Annotated in this window: 13 protein-coding genes; all 13 read left to right on the top strand. The window is 64.1% G+C overall.

Features of this window, described 5'->3' with window-relative positions; all coding sequences use genetic code 11:
• The first annotated feature begins 14 nt into the window (after positions 1–14).
• Positions 15–1,064, top strand: coding sequence for a type IV pilus assembly protein PilM (pilM, locus tag AC1X6S_RS06510; RefSeq protein ID WP_483404918.1), 1,050 nt, complete (start codon positions 15–17; stop codon positions 1,062–1,064).
• On the top strand, positions 1,061–1,804 hold the full coding sequence (locus AC1X6S_RS06505) for a hypothetical protein (RefSeq protein WP_483404917.1): 744 nt from the start codon (positions 1,061–1,063) through the stop codon (positions 1,802–1,804). Before pilM ends, AC1X6S_RS06505 begins: the two co-directional genes overlap by 4 nt.
• 2 nt (positions 1,805–1,806) lie before the next feature.
• Positions 1,807–2,508, top strand: coding sequence for a hypothetical protein (locus AC1X6S_RS06500; protein WP_483404916.1), 702 nt, complete (start codon positions 1,807–1,809; stop codon positions 2,506–2,508).
• Between the two features lie 502 nt (positions 2,509–3,010).
• The gene (locus tag AC1X6S_RS06495; RefSeq protein WP_483404915.1) at positions 3,011–4,690 is read left to right on the top strand and encodes a DUF222 domain-containing protein; all 1,680 of its coding nucleotides are present in this window, start codon (positions 3,011–3,013) and stop codon (positions 4,688–4,690) included.
• 517 nt (positions 4,691–5,207) lie between these two features.
• Positions 5,208–6,023, top strand: a complete 816-nt coding sequence (locus tag AC1X6S_RS06490; protein ID WP_483404914.1) for an amino acid ABC transporter substrate-binding protein — start codon at positions 5,208–5,210, stop codon at positions 6,021–6,023.
• Positions 6,024–6,048: 25 nt separating this feature from the next.
• Complete coding sequence (locus AC1X6S_RS06485) at positions 6,049–6,783, top strand: amino acid ABC transporter permease (protein WP_483404913.1); 735 nt, start codon at positions 6,049–6,051, stop codon at positions 6,781–6,783.
• Complete coding sequence (locus AC1X6S_RS06480) at positions 6,770–7,558, top strand: amino acid ABC transporter ATP-binding protein (RefSeq protein ID WP_483404912.1); 789 nt, start codon at positions 6,770–6,772, stop codon at positions 7,556–7,558. The genes AC1X6S_RS06485 and AC1X6S_RS06480 overlap by 14 nt, the downstream gene beginning before the upstream one ends.
• A gap of 90 nt (positions 7,559–7,648) precedes the next feature.
• Positions 7,649–8,827 (top strand): hypothetical protein, encoded by a 1,179-nt coding sequence (locus tag AC1X6S_RS06475; protein WP_483404911.1) that lies wholly within the window; start codon positions 7,649–7,651, stop codon positions 8,825–8,827.
• A gap of 34 nt (positions 8,828–8,861) precedes the next feature.
• Positions 8,862–9,293, top strand: a complete 432-nt coding sequence (locus tag AC1X6S_RS06470; protein WP_483404910.1) for a hypothetical protein — start codon at positions 8,862–8,864, stop codon at positions 9,291–9,293.
• A 65-nt stretch (positions 9,294–9,358) separates the two neighbouring features.
• Positions 9,359–13,849, top strand: coding sequence for an FtsK/SpoIIIE domain-containing protein (locus AC1X6S_RS06465; RefSeq protein ID WP_483404909.1), 4,491 nt, complete (start codon positions 9,359–9,361; stop codon positions 13,847–13,849).
• A 111-nt stretch (positions 13,850–13,960) separates the two neighbouring features.
• Positions 13,961–14,257 carry a WXG100 family type VII secretion target gene (locus AC1X6S_RS06460; protein ID WP_483404908.1) on the top strand — a complete coding sequence of 99 codons (297 nt, stop codon included), beginning with the start codon at positions 13,961–13,963 and terminating at the stop codon, positions 14,255–14,257.
• A 91-nt stretch (positions 14,258–14,348) separates the two neighbouring features.
• Positions 14,349–14,681 (top strand): hypothetical protein, encoded by a 333-nt coding sequence (locus tag AC1X6S_RS06455; protein WP_483404907.1) that lies wholly within the window; start codon positions 14,349–14,351, stop codon positions 14,679–14,681.
• A gap of 39 nt (positions 14,682–14,720) precedes the next feature.
• Positions 14,721–16,088, top strand: a complete 1,368-nt coding sequence (locus tag AC1X6S_RS06450) for a putative T7SS-secreted protein (RefSeq protein WP_483404906.1) — start codon at positions 14,721–14,723, stop codon at positions 16,086–16,088.
• Positions 16,089–16,103 lie beyond the last annotated feature (15 nt).

The following is a 16,103-nucleotide window of genomic DNA, read 5'->3' as shown; positions in this document are numbered from 1 at the left end:
GTAAGAGGAGAAGCATGTCAGCAACAATCGTGGGTATCGACATCGGTAGCGTCGCCATCCGCGCCGTCGAGCTGAAGGACGCCGACAAGGCACGCCCAACTCTCCTGCGCTTTCACGAGCTTCCGCTGCCCACAGGTGCGGTGAACCGTGGTGAGGTGATCGAGCCGAGCACCGTGTCATCCGTGCTCAAACGGCTGTGGTCGACCGGCGGGTTTAAGAGCAAGAACGTGGTTATCGGCATGGGCAACCAGCGGGTGCTCGCGCGCGACCTGACCCTTCCGCGGATGTCACAGGAACGTATCCGCGAAGCCCTCCCGTACCAGGTGCAGGAACTGCTTCCTGTTCCGGTGGGCGACGCCATGCTCGACTTCTATCCCGTCTCCGAAGGCCAGTCAGACACGGGCCCGGTTGTGCATGGGCTCCTCATCGCGTCGATCAAGGAAGCGGTGATGGGCAACGTCCGCGCCGTGGAGAAGTCGGGACTGACGACGAAGGAAGTCGACCTCATTCCGTTCGCCCTTGCCAGGGCGCTGCTTCGAGGGGACCAGGCGAACGGGACCGTCGCAATCGTCGACATCGGGGCATCCGCCACCACGATCGTGATCGCAACGAACGGGGTGCCGCAGTTTTTGCGCATCATCCCGGCGGGCGGCGATGACCTGACGACGGCGCTCGCGCAGCGGCTGGAGATCGCCCCCGAGCAGGCAGACGGGCTCAAGCGAGCGCTTGGGCTCCGAACGAGGGTCGATGACCCGAAATACCAGTACCCGATGGAAATCATCAACGAGGTGACGAGTGAGCTGCTCATCAGTGCTCGCAACACGCTGGAGTATTACAGGGAGTCGCGGCCGCAGGCATCCGTCGACCGCATCCTGCTCACCGGCGGAGGAGCCAGCCTCAGCGGGCTGCCTGACGCGCTCGCCGAATTGACGCGCAGGCCCGTGGTTCAGGCCGACCCGTATGCCAGCATCTCGGTCGCCAAATCGTTCAACACCGATGACCTGCGCGCTCGCCAGTCTGCGATTCTCGTGGCTCTCGGACTCGCGCTGGGGAGCAAAGCATGAGCAAGAGTACAGAGACGCTGGTCATCGGCGGGGTGCCGCGGGCGGATCTGCTTCCGCTGGAGATCCGCGCGGTGCACCGGGGCAAGCGCACCCTGCGATCGATGATCTACGCGACGCTCGGCGCTGTGCTGCTCGTGTTTGTCGCGACCGGGGCGTCCTTCTATTACGCCCTCACCGCGCAGATTGCACTGGTCGCGGAGCAGAACCGCACGAGTGAGTTGCTGCTCGAGCAGCAGAAATACGCGGATGTACGCGTCGTGCAGGACGCGCTCGCCACGGTGAAGGCAGGCCAGATGGTCGGGTCGGCGACGGAGGTCGACTGGAAGGCGTACCTCGATCAGGTCCAAGCGAGCCTGCCGGAGAACGTCGAAATCACTGAGGTCACCATCGACGGAGCGTCGCCGCTCGTCGATTACACCCAGCCGAGTGCGCCTCTTCAGGGTATGCGGGTCGCGACACTGACCTTCGGGGCGAAGACTTCTGCGCTGCCCGATACTGATGCGTGGCTCGTTGCGCTGGCGAAACTGCCCGGGTATGCGGACGCGAATCCCGACTCGATCACCCTCGAGGAGGACACCGGTCAGTACACGACGGTCGTGACCATGCATATCGGTGAGGGCGCCTGGTCGCAGCGTTTCGTGCCGGAGGACCAGAAGGTGGATCCGAACGCGGATGCCGATGGCTCGGTTGATGCGGATGCTGATGGCACCGATGCGGCTAACGGAGAGGGAGGCGAGTAGTCATGGATAAGTACAAGCTCTGGGTCCTCGGCCTCGCCGTCGTTATGGTCGGCATCCTCGCGATGGGCTGGTTCGTCGGCGTGGACCCGCAACTGCAGGCGAAGGCCGCGGCCGACGAGCAGCGGATTTCTGTGGAAGCGCAGAACGACGCGACAGTTCTGGCGATCGCCAAGCTCAAGGGTGACTTCGAGAGCATCGACGCGCTGCGAGCCGAGCTTGCGGGGCTGCGCAGCTCGATCCCCGCGAACGGAGACCTGCCCGCCTTCCTGACCCAGCTCGACACCCTGGCGAGCGAGAGCGGCACGACGATCACGGCGCTGACCGTGGCCGAGGCCATCGAATATACGGCTCCGGAAACGTCGGTTGTCGCGCCCCCGGTGGAGGCACCGGCTGAGGAATCCGGTGAGGAACCGACCGAAGGTGACGATGCTGCTGAAACGGATGCCGCGGCATCCGAACCGGAGGGCCCTGAAACTCCCACGGTCATCACCGACGCTCGCATTTCGGCTGAGAATTTTGTCGTGATCCCGATCACGGTGAACGTGCAGGGGGATCACGACGGGGTGTGGTCGTTTGTCGACAAGCTGCAGCACGGGTCCCGGCTGTTCATGGCGACGCAGATGACGAAGATGCCGAATGAGGAAGTGCCCGGGCAATTCGACGCGACGGTGACCGGGTATATCTACACGTTGTTGGAGAAGTAGGGCTGCGGGCTTTGATGGCGTAAATATGTTCGAATTTCTTGCGTAAAACCCTTTTCTAATATCGAATCTCTTGGTATCATGAAGTATGGCAAAGGTGTCCGAGCAGATTCGAGAGGTCGCCCTTCGGGTGTGCGACCAGATCGCTCGGTATGAGGACGCCATCGAGGCCGTTGGTCGTGCGGCGGGGGATGCCGCGGGGCCGGAGCCAGCGTCTGGTCCCGAACCTGCGTCGGGCCCTGAACCGGTATCGGGCCTGCAGGTTTCGGGCAAGGGAGGCTCTTCGTCTGCAGTGTCTTCGCCTGCAGCGGTTTCGACCGGCATCACCAAGTTCGGTGGTGCCGGTTCGTCGTTTAAGCGGCCGCGATTCGTGCCGGTGGAGCCGGAGCCGGAGCCGGAGCCGGAGCCGTTGAGCACTGGGCGTGGTGCTGGTGCGGATGTTGGGGCCGCTGGTACGAGCCCGAGTACGGGCGCGGGCACGGGGGCAACACCTGCAGGTTCCGCCGTGGACACTGGTCTGCCGTTGTCGATGGTGTTGGAGCGGGCGGCGAACGTCGAGCTGGAGGAATTGCTCCGCAACGCGGCGCGAGCAAAGTCCGAGTTGGACGCGGTGATCGCTGCGGGGGCGGGTGTGGCGGCGAAACGGTCGGCGCGTGACCTGGGTTACTCGGGGTGGGCTCAGTCGACCGGAGACCGCACGGCGGTGAACCTGGTGCAGCGGTTGACCGGGTCGACCAAATCCGAGGCGTTCCGTCAGGTGCGGCTCGGTGAAGCGATGGGTGAGGCGGACGCCGCTACCCACCCGACCGGGTTCGCACCGGGCGCCGATGGCCCTGATGAACCGGGTGGCGATGGCGGTGACGACCCGCTGATCGATCTTGACGGCAAGATTCTGGTCGACCCTGACGCTGACCCTGATGCGCGGGTGTCGGTGTTGCGTCCGGTGCCGGTGGTGCCGTGGCATGAACCCATCTCTCGGGCGGCGCGGGAGGGGGTGATCCGGTCCGAGGCGGTGACGATCATCATGCGCGGGCTCGGGCAACCGAACGACCGGGTGGATGTGGAGATGCTGCGGGCCGCGGCGGTGGAGATCATCGCGGACGCTGCCGGGGTGAACGCTGACGAACTCGGGGTTCGGGCGCGGCATTTGCGGGACCGGATCGATCCGGCTGGGGTGCAGTTGAGGTGGGATGAGCGGTATGCGAACCGGAAGTGGCGGTTCGGCCGCAATGAAGACGGCACGAAGACAGCGTATGTGGCCTTCGATGAGGAAGGCGCTGCGTGGGTGGAGTCGATCGTGGGGGCGGCGTTGCGGCCGCGCCGCGGTGGGCCGCGGATGGTGGACCCGGTCGAAGCGGAACGGGCCGAGAAACTCCGGGTGGATGAGCGCAGTAACGACCAGATCGTGTACGACATTCTGATGGGTGCGATGCGGACCGGGGTGCAGGCCGACCCGACAACGACGTATGGGTCACGCCAACCCGGGATCCGGGTGGTGATGACCGAAACCAACCTCGACAACCGTGCCACCGACAGCGAGGGTGCGGAGCACCTGGTCGGTACCGGGTATCTCGAAGACAGTAAAGACGCGGTGCCGGGCAGTGTGATCGAGAAGCAGATCTGTATCTCCGGGATCTCCCCGATCCTGATGGACACCTCCGGCACGATTCTCGACGTGGGCCGGGAACAACGCTTGCACACCCGGAAGCAGCGGGTGGCGATGGCGGTTCGTGACGGTGGCTGTCGGATCGAGGGGTGTGAGTGTCCACCGTCGATGACGGAGGCGCACCACATCAACGAATGGGCCGCCCACGAAGGCTGCACTGATCTCGCGGACGGGATCCTGTTGTGTCCGTATCACCACACTCTGGTGCATACGTTTGGCTATCGGGTGGTCCGGATCGAGGGTGAGTATTACCTGATCCCACCACCGGGGGAGAACGGGGAACGGATCCCGATCCGGATGCCATCGAAGTCACCGTTGGAGAAGGAACGACTCCGCCTGGCCGGGATCAAGGCCGCAACCGACGCCGCGGACGCCGCCGCACGAGCCGCAGCCGCCGGGAACAACGGTGCCGGGGCCGACAGTGCCGATGGCGGCGGTGACCGGTCAGGCAGACGAGGCGGACAGGGTCCAGGGGAGAACTCGGCCCACCCATCGGCCCAACAGACCAGGACCGCGTAGTCGGGGGCCACGGGAGAACTCCGCCTTCCCGTCGGCCCAACAGACCCGGACCGCGTAGTCGGGGGCGAGGGGAACTCCGTTCTCCCTCGGCCGAACAGAGCCGGACCGCGTAGTCGGGGGTTAGTGGAGACCTCAGTCCTCCCACGAACCGACAGACCCGGGCCGCGTAGAGCCCGCTCGGAAAGGGCGCCACGTCCCATTAACAATCGGGAGTCTGAAGGCTCGCATCATGCCGAAGCATCAGCATTGCATCGCCCCTTTTCAGTTGAGTGCAGTTGCGGAATTCGAGCGGGAACCGGAGTTCGAGGCGCGAATATCAAATAAAACAGCTGGCACCGGCATAAATGCGAGCAGTCGTCGGTTCTATTCAAAGTAATAAACAGTCCGTCACGTCAGAGTAATTGTCCGTCACGCGAATTTGCCTGCCGACCGAGGCCATCTAGGGTCGTAAGTCGGGGCATCCGCTGGATTGATTGATCGCGATGCCTCCACAAAGTTGAAAGGTAACACCCACGTCATGAACTCACGCCGTCTCACCACTGTCTTCGCAGCAACCATCATTGCCGGTCTCGCCCTTTCGGGATGCTCCGCAGATGCAGGTGGAGGATCCGCCAAGGAACCCAGCGGAAGTGCACTCGAGCGCGTGACCGAAGCCGGGACTCTCGTGGTCGGAACCGAGGGAACGTACAAGCCGTACAGCTACCACGAGGGTGGAGCGGGTGAGCTCACCGGGTACGACGTGGAGGTTGTAACTGCTGTCGCCGACAAGCTCGACCTCGAGGTGAGCTTCGAGGAGACCCAGTTCGACGGCATTTTCGCCGGTCTCGAGGCTGGCCGTTTTGACATCATCGCCAACCAGGTGTCGATTAGCCCGGAGCGCGAAGAGCAGTACACACTCACCGAGCCGTACACGGTCTCGCCCGGAGTCGTTATCGTCGCGAAGGACAACACCGACATCACCTCGGTCGCGGACCTCAACGGCAAGACCACTGCGCAGTCGCTCACGAGCAACTGGTACACCATCGCTGACGAAGCGGGCGCGAACGTCGAAGCCGTTGAGGGCTGGGCGCAGGCTGTCGAACTGCTTGAGCAGGGCCGCATCGACGCGACGGTGAACGACAAGCTCACCTACATCGACTACGTCGGTGAGCACCCGGACGCCGCTATCAAGGTTGTCGCGGAGACCGATGAGGCTTCACGCAGCGCTTTCGCGCTCAAGAAGGGCAGCGATGACCTCGCGGACGCCATCAACGAGGCGCTCGTTGAACTGAGCGAGGATGGCACCCTGACCGAGCTCTCCGAGAAGTACTTCGGCGAGGACGTCAGCAAGTAGCCGCCGCGGCTGCGATACTGCCCCCATGACCGAGTGGCATTTCTTGAGCCCGTCGCTGTCGGCCGCCGCGCCGACGGCGACGAGTGACGTGGTCACAGAGTCGAGCTGGGACCTATTCGTCAGCTCGTTCTGGCCCCTGGTGTCTGGCGCGATAACTGGCACGATCCCACTCGCGCTGATCTCCTTCGCGATCGGGCTTGTCCTCGCGCTGTTCGTCGCGATCATGCGGCTCTCGCGCAACCGCATCGCGTCGAGCATCGCGCGGATCTACATCTCGATCATCCGAGGGACGCCACTGCTCGTCCAGTTGTTCGTGATTTTCTACGGACTGCCATCAATCGGCCTCACTATCGACCCGTGGCCGAGCGCGATCATCGCCTTCTCGCTCAACGTCGGCGGGTATGCGGCCGAAGTAATTCGGGCAGCGATTCTTTCGGTGCACCAAGGCCAGTGGGAAGCCGCGTACACAATCGGTATGTCACGCGGACGCGCGCTGCGCCGAGTGATCCTGCCACAGGCAGCCCGGGTGTCCGTGCCACCGCTGTCGAACACATTCATCAGCCTGGTGAAGGACACCTCGCTGGCGTCGCTCATTCTCGTCACCGAACTGTTCCGCCAGGCACAGAAGATCGCGGCGTTCACCTCAGAATTTATGCTGCTGTACCTCGAAGCGGCTCTCATCTACTGGCTGATCTGCCTTGTGCTCTCGTCGGGCCAGAGCCTGCTTGAAAAGAGGTTGGACCGCTATGTCGCCCACTAACACCGGCCAGGATGCCCCTCTCCTCGAGGTGACCGGCCTCTGCAAGAAATTCGGCGCACATGAGGTGCTTCGGGGCATCGACCTGTCCGTCGACCGCGGCAAGGTTCTCGTGCTCATCGGGCCATCCGGCTCCGGCAAGACCACAGTGCTTCGCTCTATCAACGGCCTGGAGATCCCGGAGGCCGGTGTCGTCACCGCGGCAGGCGGCATCCGCGTGGACTATGCAGCAAAGCCGGCGAAGAAAGACATTCTCGCGCTCCGCGACCGCACGGCCATGGTGTTCCAGCACTACAACCTGTTCCCGCACATGACGGTGCTCGAGAACATCATCGAAGGCCCGGTTCAGGTCAAGGGTGTCCGGAAGGCGCAGGCGATCAGCGAGGCCGAAGCCCTGCTCGAACGCGTCGGCATGGCGGAGAAACGTGACGTTTACCCGTTCCAGCTGTCTGGGGGCCAGGCGCAACGTGTTGGTATCGTCCGTGCTCTGGCTCTCAAACCCGACCTGCTCCTGTTCGATGAGCCAACGAGCGCTCTCGACCCCGAACTCGTCGGAGACGTACTCGTGGTCATGAAGGAACTCGCCGACGAGGGCTGGACGATGCTCGTCGTCACCCACGAACTCGCTTTCGCGCGACAGGTCGCGGACGAGGTCCTCTTCATGGACGAGGGCGTCATCATTGAGCGTGGCGCGCCGAGCCAGATGTTCTCGGCACCGAGGGAAGAACGAACCAAGCAGTTCCTGCACCGGGTTCTCCACCCGCTGGATGACGACTAACCCCCGCGCGTTAGGGCTTCGCGCGAGCCTCCTCGCGCTACAGTGACCACAAAGGGGGCACTGTACGCCCCGAGCAACGAGGAGCGTCACATGAGCAACACCACCCCGGAACCTGGCCACGAGATCCACGACGGATCGACCCCGGAGTCGCACGCTGCCGACGAGTCGCCTCGCGAGGGTGACACGGCTGTTGCGCCCACTGTCGACCCGGCCGACGACCGCGAGATCGTGATCGACTACGGTTCCGCCGTCGACCCCGACTACGTCGAGCCGGAATATGTCGAGCGCCAGCACGTTGAGCCTGCGTCCGTTGACGCCGCTCACGTCGACGCCGCCAGCCCGGCAGAGTCCGACGCGCGGGTCTCGTCATCGAACGAACCGAGCGTGCTGACCCAGGCCGACCTTCGCGAAGACGAAATCCGTGCCGCCGAGGCGGGAACCGGTGCGGTCCCCGCCGAGCAGACCGTCGCGCAGCGCCTCGCAGCCGAGCGTGAAGCAGCACATGCAGAAGCAGAACGCGCTGAGGCCGCGCGCGCCGAAGCAGAACGCGCGGCAGAACGCACCGCCGCCGCTCGTGCAGAGGCAGAGGCAGAGGCAGAGCGTAAAGCGCAGGCCGACCGCGACCGCTCTGACCGATCCGACCGGGGCTCCAACGACAGCGACGAGCGACACACCGCCACCGCGACCGCCACCGCTCCGGCCACCGCCACGGCCGCCAGCGTTCGCCAGCCGATCTACGTGCAGGCGCCGTCGAAACCGAAGCCCAAGAGCAACCGCGGCTTCGGGATCGCGGTCTCACTCCTCGCGACCGCCGTGTTTGCCGCCCTTTACGCGGGCATCCTCGCCCTGATCCTCATCGCCAACAACGGTTCCGTCGACATCCTCGGCGAGGTTCTGGCCAAGGCGCCGTACTGGGTTCCCGTGATCTTCTTCTTCCTCGCGATGGTCCTGCTGGTCGCGGTCGTCAACCGTGGCGGATGGTGGGCGTACGTGCTCGGCGGTTTCGCCGTCGCTGTGATCGTCTACGCGTCGTACCTCGGTGGAGTGCTCATCGACCAGGCAAACAACATCACCCCAAATCAGGTGTCAGAGACAGTCGGCCAGGCCTTGCTTTCGCCCGCCGCCATCATCTCGTTCCTCGTCGCACGAGAGGTTCCGATCTGGTTCGGTGCGTGGATCGCGTCGCGCGGACGCAAGGTGAGAGAGCGCAACGCTGAGGCTCAGGCCGAGTACGAGCGCATCCTTGAGCAGGGGCCCGTTGTCGCCTGATCGTGAGGCGGATCGCTCGTCATCCGAGGGTTCTGTGGCATCCGCTCCGACGCGTCTTCGCGCAGCTCTCATGTCCGCAGGCGGGCTGACCGTAGCCCTCGCGATCGGCGCCTCGCTGGTCGGTTCCCGTATTTCCCTGACGAACACGGATGCCGCTGGCTGGCTTTTGGTCGCGATGCTCATCGCGTCCGTCGCCGGCTATCTCGGCGTCCTGTTGCGGCTCAGCACCGCATCGGGTCTTGTGGCGACCATCGTCTACCCGACGCTTGGCGCTGTCGCGGCGTTCCTGATCGCCGGGGGAGTCCTGTATGGGCTTGGAACGGGCGACCCTTTCCGCGGCCCCGCCTTCGCGCTCGGCCAGTTCTCGGCCCCCGGCTTATACCTCGTCACGGCACTCGCGGCCTGCGCCGCAGCTGCTTTTCGCATGGGCACTCCTCCACCTCGCACCGGCCCCGACAGCCGGTAGGGTAAGGAATCTCATCGGTCCTGGCGATTCGTCGCCGGGACCGACCTGTGTGAGTAAGGACGAAAATGCGCCTCAAACTGACCCTTGCCCGACCGTCGGGTGCCCGCGACGACATCATTGTCACAACGGATGCCGGTGCCACGATCGCCGAGGTCGCCTCGACAATTGCGCGGGTCGATCCGGCGGAGTCTCTGCCGCGGGACGGTAACTACACGCTTCAGGCAGCGTTGCCAGGGCACTCCGAGTGGCTCGCGCTTCCTCCGGACGCGCCGGTGGGCGAGTCGTGGATCGGTTCCGGGGCCACAGTGCACATTTCGGATGCCGGCAAGTACTTCTCGCAGGCGAAGACCGGTCACGCACCAACGCTCGCGACGATCACAGTCCTCTCTGGGCCGGAGGTGGGTCGCAGCATCCCTCTCACCGCCGGAAGCTACACCGTTGGTCGCGATGAGTCCTGCGAGATCACGCTCGACGACAAGATGGTGTCGAAGAAGCACGCGCGAATCGAGGTCGGCGACGCCGTCGACGTCGTGGACCTGGGCTCGGCGAACGGTGTAGAGGTGGACGGCGGAATCGTTGCCCGCCTCCACGTCACCGAGACCGAGACGGTGCGCCTCGGCGACACCGAGTTGAGAATCGCATTGCACGAGTCCGTCGCCGAAGCCGGCGTCGCCCCCAAGGCCGGCCCGATCTTCTTCAACCGTTCGCCTAAGGTCGAGCAGCGCTACGCCGGCCAGGAGTTCACGGCTCCCGAGGTCCCCGCCGAGAAGGAACCGCAGCCGTTCCCGCTTCTCGCGATGCTGACACCCATGCTCATGGGTGGCGCCCTGTTCATGCTCACGAAGAACCCGATGTCGCTTCTCTTCATCGCGATGACTCCGATGATGCTCATCGGTAACTACATCACGGGCAAGCGTCGGGACAAGAAGGCGCTCAAGAAGGCCATCGCGAAGTTCGACAGCCGACTCGCCGACCTGGACGAGCGGCTGCAGAAGGAGAGCGTCACCGAGCGCATCCTCCGCCTCGCCGAAGCTCCCTCCACCGCTGAAACGCTCGACGGCGCAATGCGCCGTGGGCCGATGCTGTGGACCCGACGCCCCGAGCACTGGTCGTTCCTCAACGTCCGCCTCGGTGTGGGATCGATGACGTCCCGCAACACAATCAAGTCGAGCGAACACGGCGACCTGCTGCCCAAGTTCCAGGAACGGCTCGAGCTGCTCATCGAGAAGAACAAGTACGTTGCCGGTGTTCCGCTTATCGACAACCTCCACGACTCGGGGGCGCTCGGTATTGCGGGATCCCCGTCGGCAGCGATCGGTTCGCTCAACTCAATCCTCGTGCAGCTCACCGCCCTCCACTCCCCGGCTGAACTCACCGTTGCCGCCATGGTGACCCCGCAGTGGTCCGACCAGCTGGCCTGGCTCAAGTGGATTCCGCACACGTCGTCCCCGCACTCGCCGATCGAGGGCATCCACCTCGCCGACAGCGCGGCAAGCGCGGCCAACCTCATGTCTGCCCTCGAAGAGATCATCCACTCGCGCGTTGCCGAGCGGAAGGCGAAACTGCAGCGCCGCGGCGCGATGGCCCAGAAAGCTGCAGCGCTCGAACGCGGTGCCGAGGTCGGCGAATCGAGCGACGAAGGGTTCCAGGCTCCACTTCCTGCGATCGTCGTGCTCATCGCTGACGACGTGTCCGTCGACCGCGCGCGGCTCGTGCAACTTGCTGAGCTCGCTGCGGATGCCGGCGTCTACCCGATCTGGATGGCCCGCGACGTCACGGCGCTCCCGGCGGTCTGCCGCACCTACCTGTCAGTCCCAGACGATGACGGCTTCGCCACCGTCGGATACGTGCGCATCGGCGAGACCATCACCGACGTCGTGACCGAACTCATCGACCCGCAAACCGCGCTCGACTACGCACGCCGGATGGCGCCGATGATCGACGCTGGCGCCCTCGTCTCCGACTCGAGCGACCTGCCCCGGTCGGTGTCGATGGTTGCCCTGCTCGGCCACGACCTCGTCGAGCACAGCGACGCTGTCGTTGACCGCTGGCGCCAGAACACCTCGATTCACGACCGCACGCCCGGTATCGAGCCGAAGAAGCGCCGTGCGGGCAAGCTGCGCGCGACCATCGGTTCGGCGGGTGTCGACGCCATGCACCTTGATCTCCGCACGCAGGGCCCGCACGCACTCGTTGGAGGTACCACCGGTTCCGGGAAGAGCGAGTTCCTCCAGGCCTGGGTGCTCGGAATGGCCGCCGAATACAGCCCCGACCGAGTGACCTTCCTCTTCGTCGATTACAAGGGCGGCTCGGCCTTCGCCGACTGCGTGAGCCTGCCGCACTGCGTTGGCCTCGTCACCGACCTCAGCCCGCACCTCGTGCGCCGTGCGCTGACCAGTCTCCGGGCCGAATTGCACTTCCGTGAGCACCTCCTCAACCGCAAGAAGGCCAAGGACCTGCTCGAGCTCGAGAAGCGAGGCGACCCGGACAGTCCGCCTGCCCTCGTGCTCGTGATCGATGAGTTCGCGGCCCTGGCCGGCGAGGTCCCTGAGTTCGTCGATGGTGTCGTCGACATCGCCCAGCGTGGCCGTTCGCTCGGTATCCATCTCATCATGGCCACACAGCGGCCCGCCGGCGTCATCAAGGACAACCTCCGCGCGAACACCAACCTGCGCATCGCGCTCCGGATGGCGGACGAGTCCGACAGCACCGACGTCGTCGGTGTGAAGGACGCAGCCCATTTCGACCCTGCGATCCCCGGTCGTGGCCTCGCCAAGACCGGCCCCGGCCGCCTGCAGACCTTCCAGTCCGCGTACGCCGGCGGCTGGACCTCCCGAGAGCCCGACCGTCCCGGTATTGACGTGACCGAGCTCCGGTTCGGGGCACAGGCGCGCTGGGAGGAACCCGGTCGCGGTGACATCGATGAGTCCCGTGACCTCGGGCCGACGGACCAGCAGCGGCTCGTGGCATCCATCATTCAGGCGTCAGACGCCGCCCACATCCCTGCCCCGCGGCGACCGTGGCAGGACGAACTTGCGCCCGTGTACGACCTGGGCAAGTTGCGGCAGCGGACAGACGCGCAGCTCTTGCTCGGAGTCAGTGACCTGCCCGAGAAGCAATTGCAGCTTCCCGTTTACTTCAACCCGGATGTCGATGGTCACCTGGTCATCTATGGCACCGGCGGTTCCGGAAAGAGCACAGTTCTCCGGACGCTCGCGACCGCTGCGGCGATCACCCCGCGTGGCGGCCCCGTCGAGGTGTACGGCCTTGACTTTGGCGGTGGAAGCCTGAGGATGCTGCAGGACCTGCCGCACGTCGGGTCGATCATTCACGGCGATGACACCGAGCGGGTCATCCGCCTGATGCGCCAGCTCAAACAGGAACTCGAGTCGCGGGGCCCGCGATACGCGGAAGCGAACGCGTCGTCGATCGTCGACTATCGACGCCTCGCCGACCGGCCCAATGAACGACGCATTCTTCTTCTCATCGACGGATTCCAGAACTTCCGTCAGGAGTTCGAAATCCCGGCCGGACGGTCCCAGTGGTACGGCGTCTTCGCTGACATCATCTCCGGAGGGCGCCAGGTGGGGATGCACGTCGCGTTCACCGCCGACCGCACCGGTTCTGTCCCCAGCTCGATCAGCTCGAGCGTTCAGCGACGCGTCGTGCTTCGCCTCGCTGATGAAACGGCGTACGCGATGGTCGACGTGCCCGGCGACATCCTCTCGACCAGCTCACCCGCCGGCCGCGCGATCGTCGATGGCGAGGAGACCCAGATCGCCGTTCTCGGTGGCTCGGCCTCCCTGTCCGACCAGTCCGTCGCCACGAAGGGGCTTGCCGCCGCGATGACCCGTGCCGGAGTGGTGCCCGCCCAGCCGGTTCGCTCGCTGCCGAAGGAATACCCGGTGGACGAGTTGCCCACGCGGGTCGGCTCGTTCCCCGCCATCGGCATCAGCGACGAGGACCTCGGACCCACGGGCATCGAGTTGGCTGGAACGTTCCTCATCTCGGGACCCCCGGCGAGTGGCCGCACGACAGCGCTTCGCGGTTTCGTGCGCTCCATCGCGCGCTTCGACCCCGAGGTGCGGATGTACTACATCGGGAACAAGCGATCGATCGTGTCGAAGGATCCGCGGTTCGTTTCGGCAGCAGTGACCATCGAGGACGCGGCAACCCTCGCCAAGGAACTCCTCGCCGCCATTGTCGACCCGGACACCGAGGGGACCATCGCTGTCTTCGTCGAGCAAATCGGTGATTTCCTCCAGACCCCTGCCGACAACCCGATCGTGGATATGATCCGGGCCATCAAGCGCAGCGACCACTTCATCCTCGCCGAGGCAGAGTCGAGCTCCTGGTCGAGTTCCTGGCCGCTGCTCGGCGAATTCAAGAACGCACGGAGAGGTCTGTTGTTGCAGCCGGAGACCATCGACGGCGACATCGTCCTCAAAACGAGCCTGCCGCGGATGCAGCGTGCCGAGTTCCCGCAGGGCAGGGGCGTGCTTGTTTCAGGCGGCAAGTTTGCCCGGGTCCAGTTGCCCCTCGTGCTGGGGGAGTAGCAATCGAGCATGGGGAGTGGTCCCCATCGACGTTCTCGTTTGTCCTCCATTAGGTTGTTCACGTGGGGACGATCCAGAAGGGATCTCCGAACCAAGGATTGGATAATCACCATGGCAAACATCAACGTAACCTTCCAGGACCTCAAGACCGCTTCTGGCCAGATCATCACGGGCAAGGGCGCACTTGAAGACAAGATCAACGAGCTGCAGCGCCTCGTGACCGACCTCGTGTCCAGCGGGTTCGTCACCGACCAGGCCTCAGGAGCGTTCCAGGAGTCCTTCACCACGTTCACGCAGGGCGCCACCCAGGCGGTCGGCGGCGCACAGGGCATGGCTGACTACCTGACCAAGGCTGCTGACTCGCTGCAGAGCGCAGACACCGAGCTGGCCAACGCCATCCGCGGCTAAGCTCGCACAGCTTCTCGGGGAGGGTCGGCTTCGGCCGGCCCTCCCCGACACCTGATACCCACCGAACGGCTTTCATCTCTAAGGAGACACAATGGGCGACAAACTGGTTGTCGAGGGCGCTCTGCTCGAACAGACACAGACCAACCTGCAGTCGATTCTGACCGAGTTTGAAGGCGCCGAGACGTTCAGCGAATTCGTGGCTTCGCTCACCGGTCACTCCCGTCTCGAGCACGAGGTTCAAGCGTTCGCGTCCAATTGGAACCTGAAACGCGCCGAGGTCATCGAAGCGGTGACCGCGCTCAAGGCTTCGATCGGTGCCATCAACGACGCTTTCAACAACCTTGACGCCGATCTCGCAAAGGCGCTGTCCGATACAGCCGGGGACGTCTCTGCGATTCCAGCCGGCCTCCCCGCCGCTTCCTAAACACCGCATCCGTCCCGCCGACAGATAGGCACCAACATCATGTCTGACTTCTCTGACCTGTCCGGAGAGCCCGCGTCGCTGAAGACCTACGCGACCCGGTACCTCAATCTTGCGAACGCAATTCAAAGTGCAGCCAGCGCCCTCAAAGCGGTGGGTGAGGGCAGTGACAGCATGATTTCAGCTGCCGTGAATGAGGTGCGAGGCAAAGCAAAAAAGGGCGGCGAGGACATTGGCCAGGCTGAAAGCCGCTACCGGACGACTGCTCAGGCGCTCCTGACCTACGCCGACGCTCTCGAAGATGCACAGACCAAGGCCAAGGAAGCGCGCGACGAGTACGAAAGTGCTCAGGGCAGTCATGCCACAGCCCAGGCGAAAGCCGATGAATTCAATGACAAGGCGCTGGTGCCGGGGGCCGAGCAGGCCGCAGACGCTAAGTCAGCCTCAACGTGGGGGAATGAAGCGTCAGGCTTTGCGTCAGCGATGAGCTCGGCGCAGACCAAGTACAACCAGGCGGTTGCCGACAAGGAAAAGGCGGGTAATACCGCGGCCGACGCCATCCAGAATGTCATCGCAAACGATGGTATCCGCGACAGCTGGTGGGACAAGCTCGTCGACTGGTGCGAGAAGATCGGTGACTGGGTCGCTATTGCCGCCTTGCTGTTGTCGTGGGTCCCGGTCCTTGGCCAGATTCTTCTGGCAGTTGCGGCCATCATCAGCATCATCAAACTCATCGACTCGCTCATCAAATTCGCCAAGGGAGAGATGACACTCGGTGAGGTAGTTGCCGCGGCCGTCGGAGTGATTCTCAGCATTATCGGTGGCAAGGCGATCATGGTGGGGATCAAGGGGTTGAAGTCGCTGCAGGCCGGAAACAAACTGGCACGAGCGACTCGAAAAGCCGATGCCAATACAAGGTCACGATCCGCCCGACAGGCCCAAAACAAGGCCCAGGGCGACAAAGACCAGGCCGTCAAGGACTTCAAGGACGCTTTCAAGCCGAAACTGAACGACATTACCGAGGAGCTCAAAGGGACATTCGTGAGCCCGTTCACGGATCTGCGCGACGCGCTCACCAAACCGGGCGAAGCTTCTGACTTCATCAGGTCGCTTATTCGGGGCAACGAGGGTCTCCTGCCCGCCGCTATGTCCCGCGGCGAGCTACCCGACTATCTCAAGTTGCTTGCGGACTCCACAAGCAATTCCATTTCGTTCGAGGATTTGCCGTTGAGCCTCAAGGTTGAGCTCATTTATGAGGGCTCGAAGGTCTTCGGCGAAGCGTTCGAGACCATCGCCGCCCCGACGATCGGCGAAATACCGTTTACCCCCGAATCGCTGATCGCGAAGGTCACCGAACCGGTGGCTGGCCGAATCGGCGACACGGTTGACGGAACCGTCAACGCCAACTGAGTCGATAGGTTAGAC

The sequence above is a fragment of the Mycetocola sp. Y442 genome, assembly GCF_056898615.1.
The sequence above is the reverse complement of the archived record's forward strand: the minus strand, read 5'-3'. Positions and strand labels throughout refer to the sequence as shown.

Bases quoted from the DNA above. Each gene is read 5' to 3' on its own strand.
- pilM (WP_483404918.1), top strand. From the start codon at position 15: ATGTCAGCAACAATCGTGGGTATCGACATCGGTAGCGTCGCCATCCGC.
- AC1X6S_RS06505 (WP_483404917.1), top strand. From the start codon at position 1,061: ATGAGCAAGAGTACAGAGACGCTGGTCATCGGCGGGGTGCCGCGGGCG.
- AC1X6S_RS06500 (WP_483404916.1), top strand. From the start codon at position 1,807: ATGGATAAGTACAAGCTCTGGGTCCTCGGCCTCGCCGTCGTTATGGTC.
- AC1X6S_RS06490 (WP_483404914.1), top strand. From the start codon at position 5,208: ATGAACTCACGCCGTCTCACCACTGTCTTCGCAGCAACCATCATTGCC.
- AC1X6S_RS06485 (WP_483404913.1), top strand. From the start codon at position 6,049: ATGACCGAGTGGCATTTCTTGAGCCCGTCGCTGTCGGCCGCCGCGCCG.
- AC1X6S_RS06480 (WP_483404912.1), top strand. From the start codon at position 6,770: ATGTCGCCCACTAACACCGGCCAGGATGCCCCTCTCCTCGAGGTGACC.
- AC1X6S_RS06475 (WP_483404911.1), top strand. From the start codon at position 7,649: ATGAGCAACACCACCCCGGAACCTGGCCACGAGATCCACGACGGATCG.
- AC1X6S_RS06465 (WP_483404909.1), top strand. From the start codon at position 9,359: ATGCGCCTCAAACTGACCCTTGCCCGACCGTCGGGTGCCCGCGACGAC.
- AC1X6S_RS06460 (WP_483404908.1), top strand. From the start codon at position 13,961: ATGGCAAACATCAACGTAACCTTCCAGGACCTCAAGACCGCTTCTGGC.
- AC1X6S_RS06455 (WP_483404907.1), top strand. From the start codon at position 14,349: ATGGGCGACAAACTGGTTGTCGAGGGCGCTCTGCTCGAACAGACACAG.
- AC1X6S_RS06450 (WP_483404906.1), top strand. From the start codon at position 14,721: ATGTCTGACTTCTCTGACCTGTCCGGAGAGCCCGCGTCGCTGAAGACC.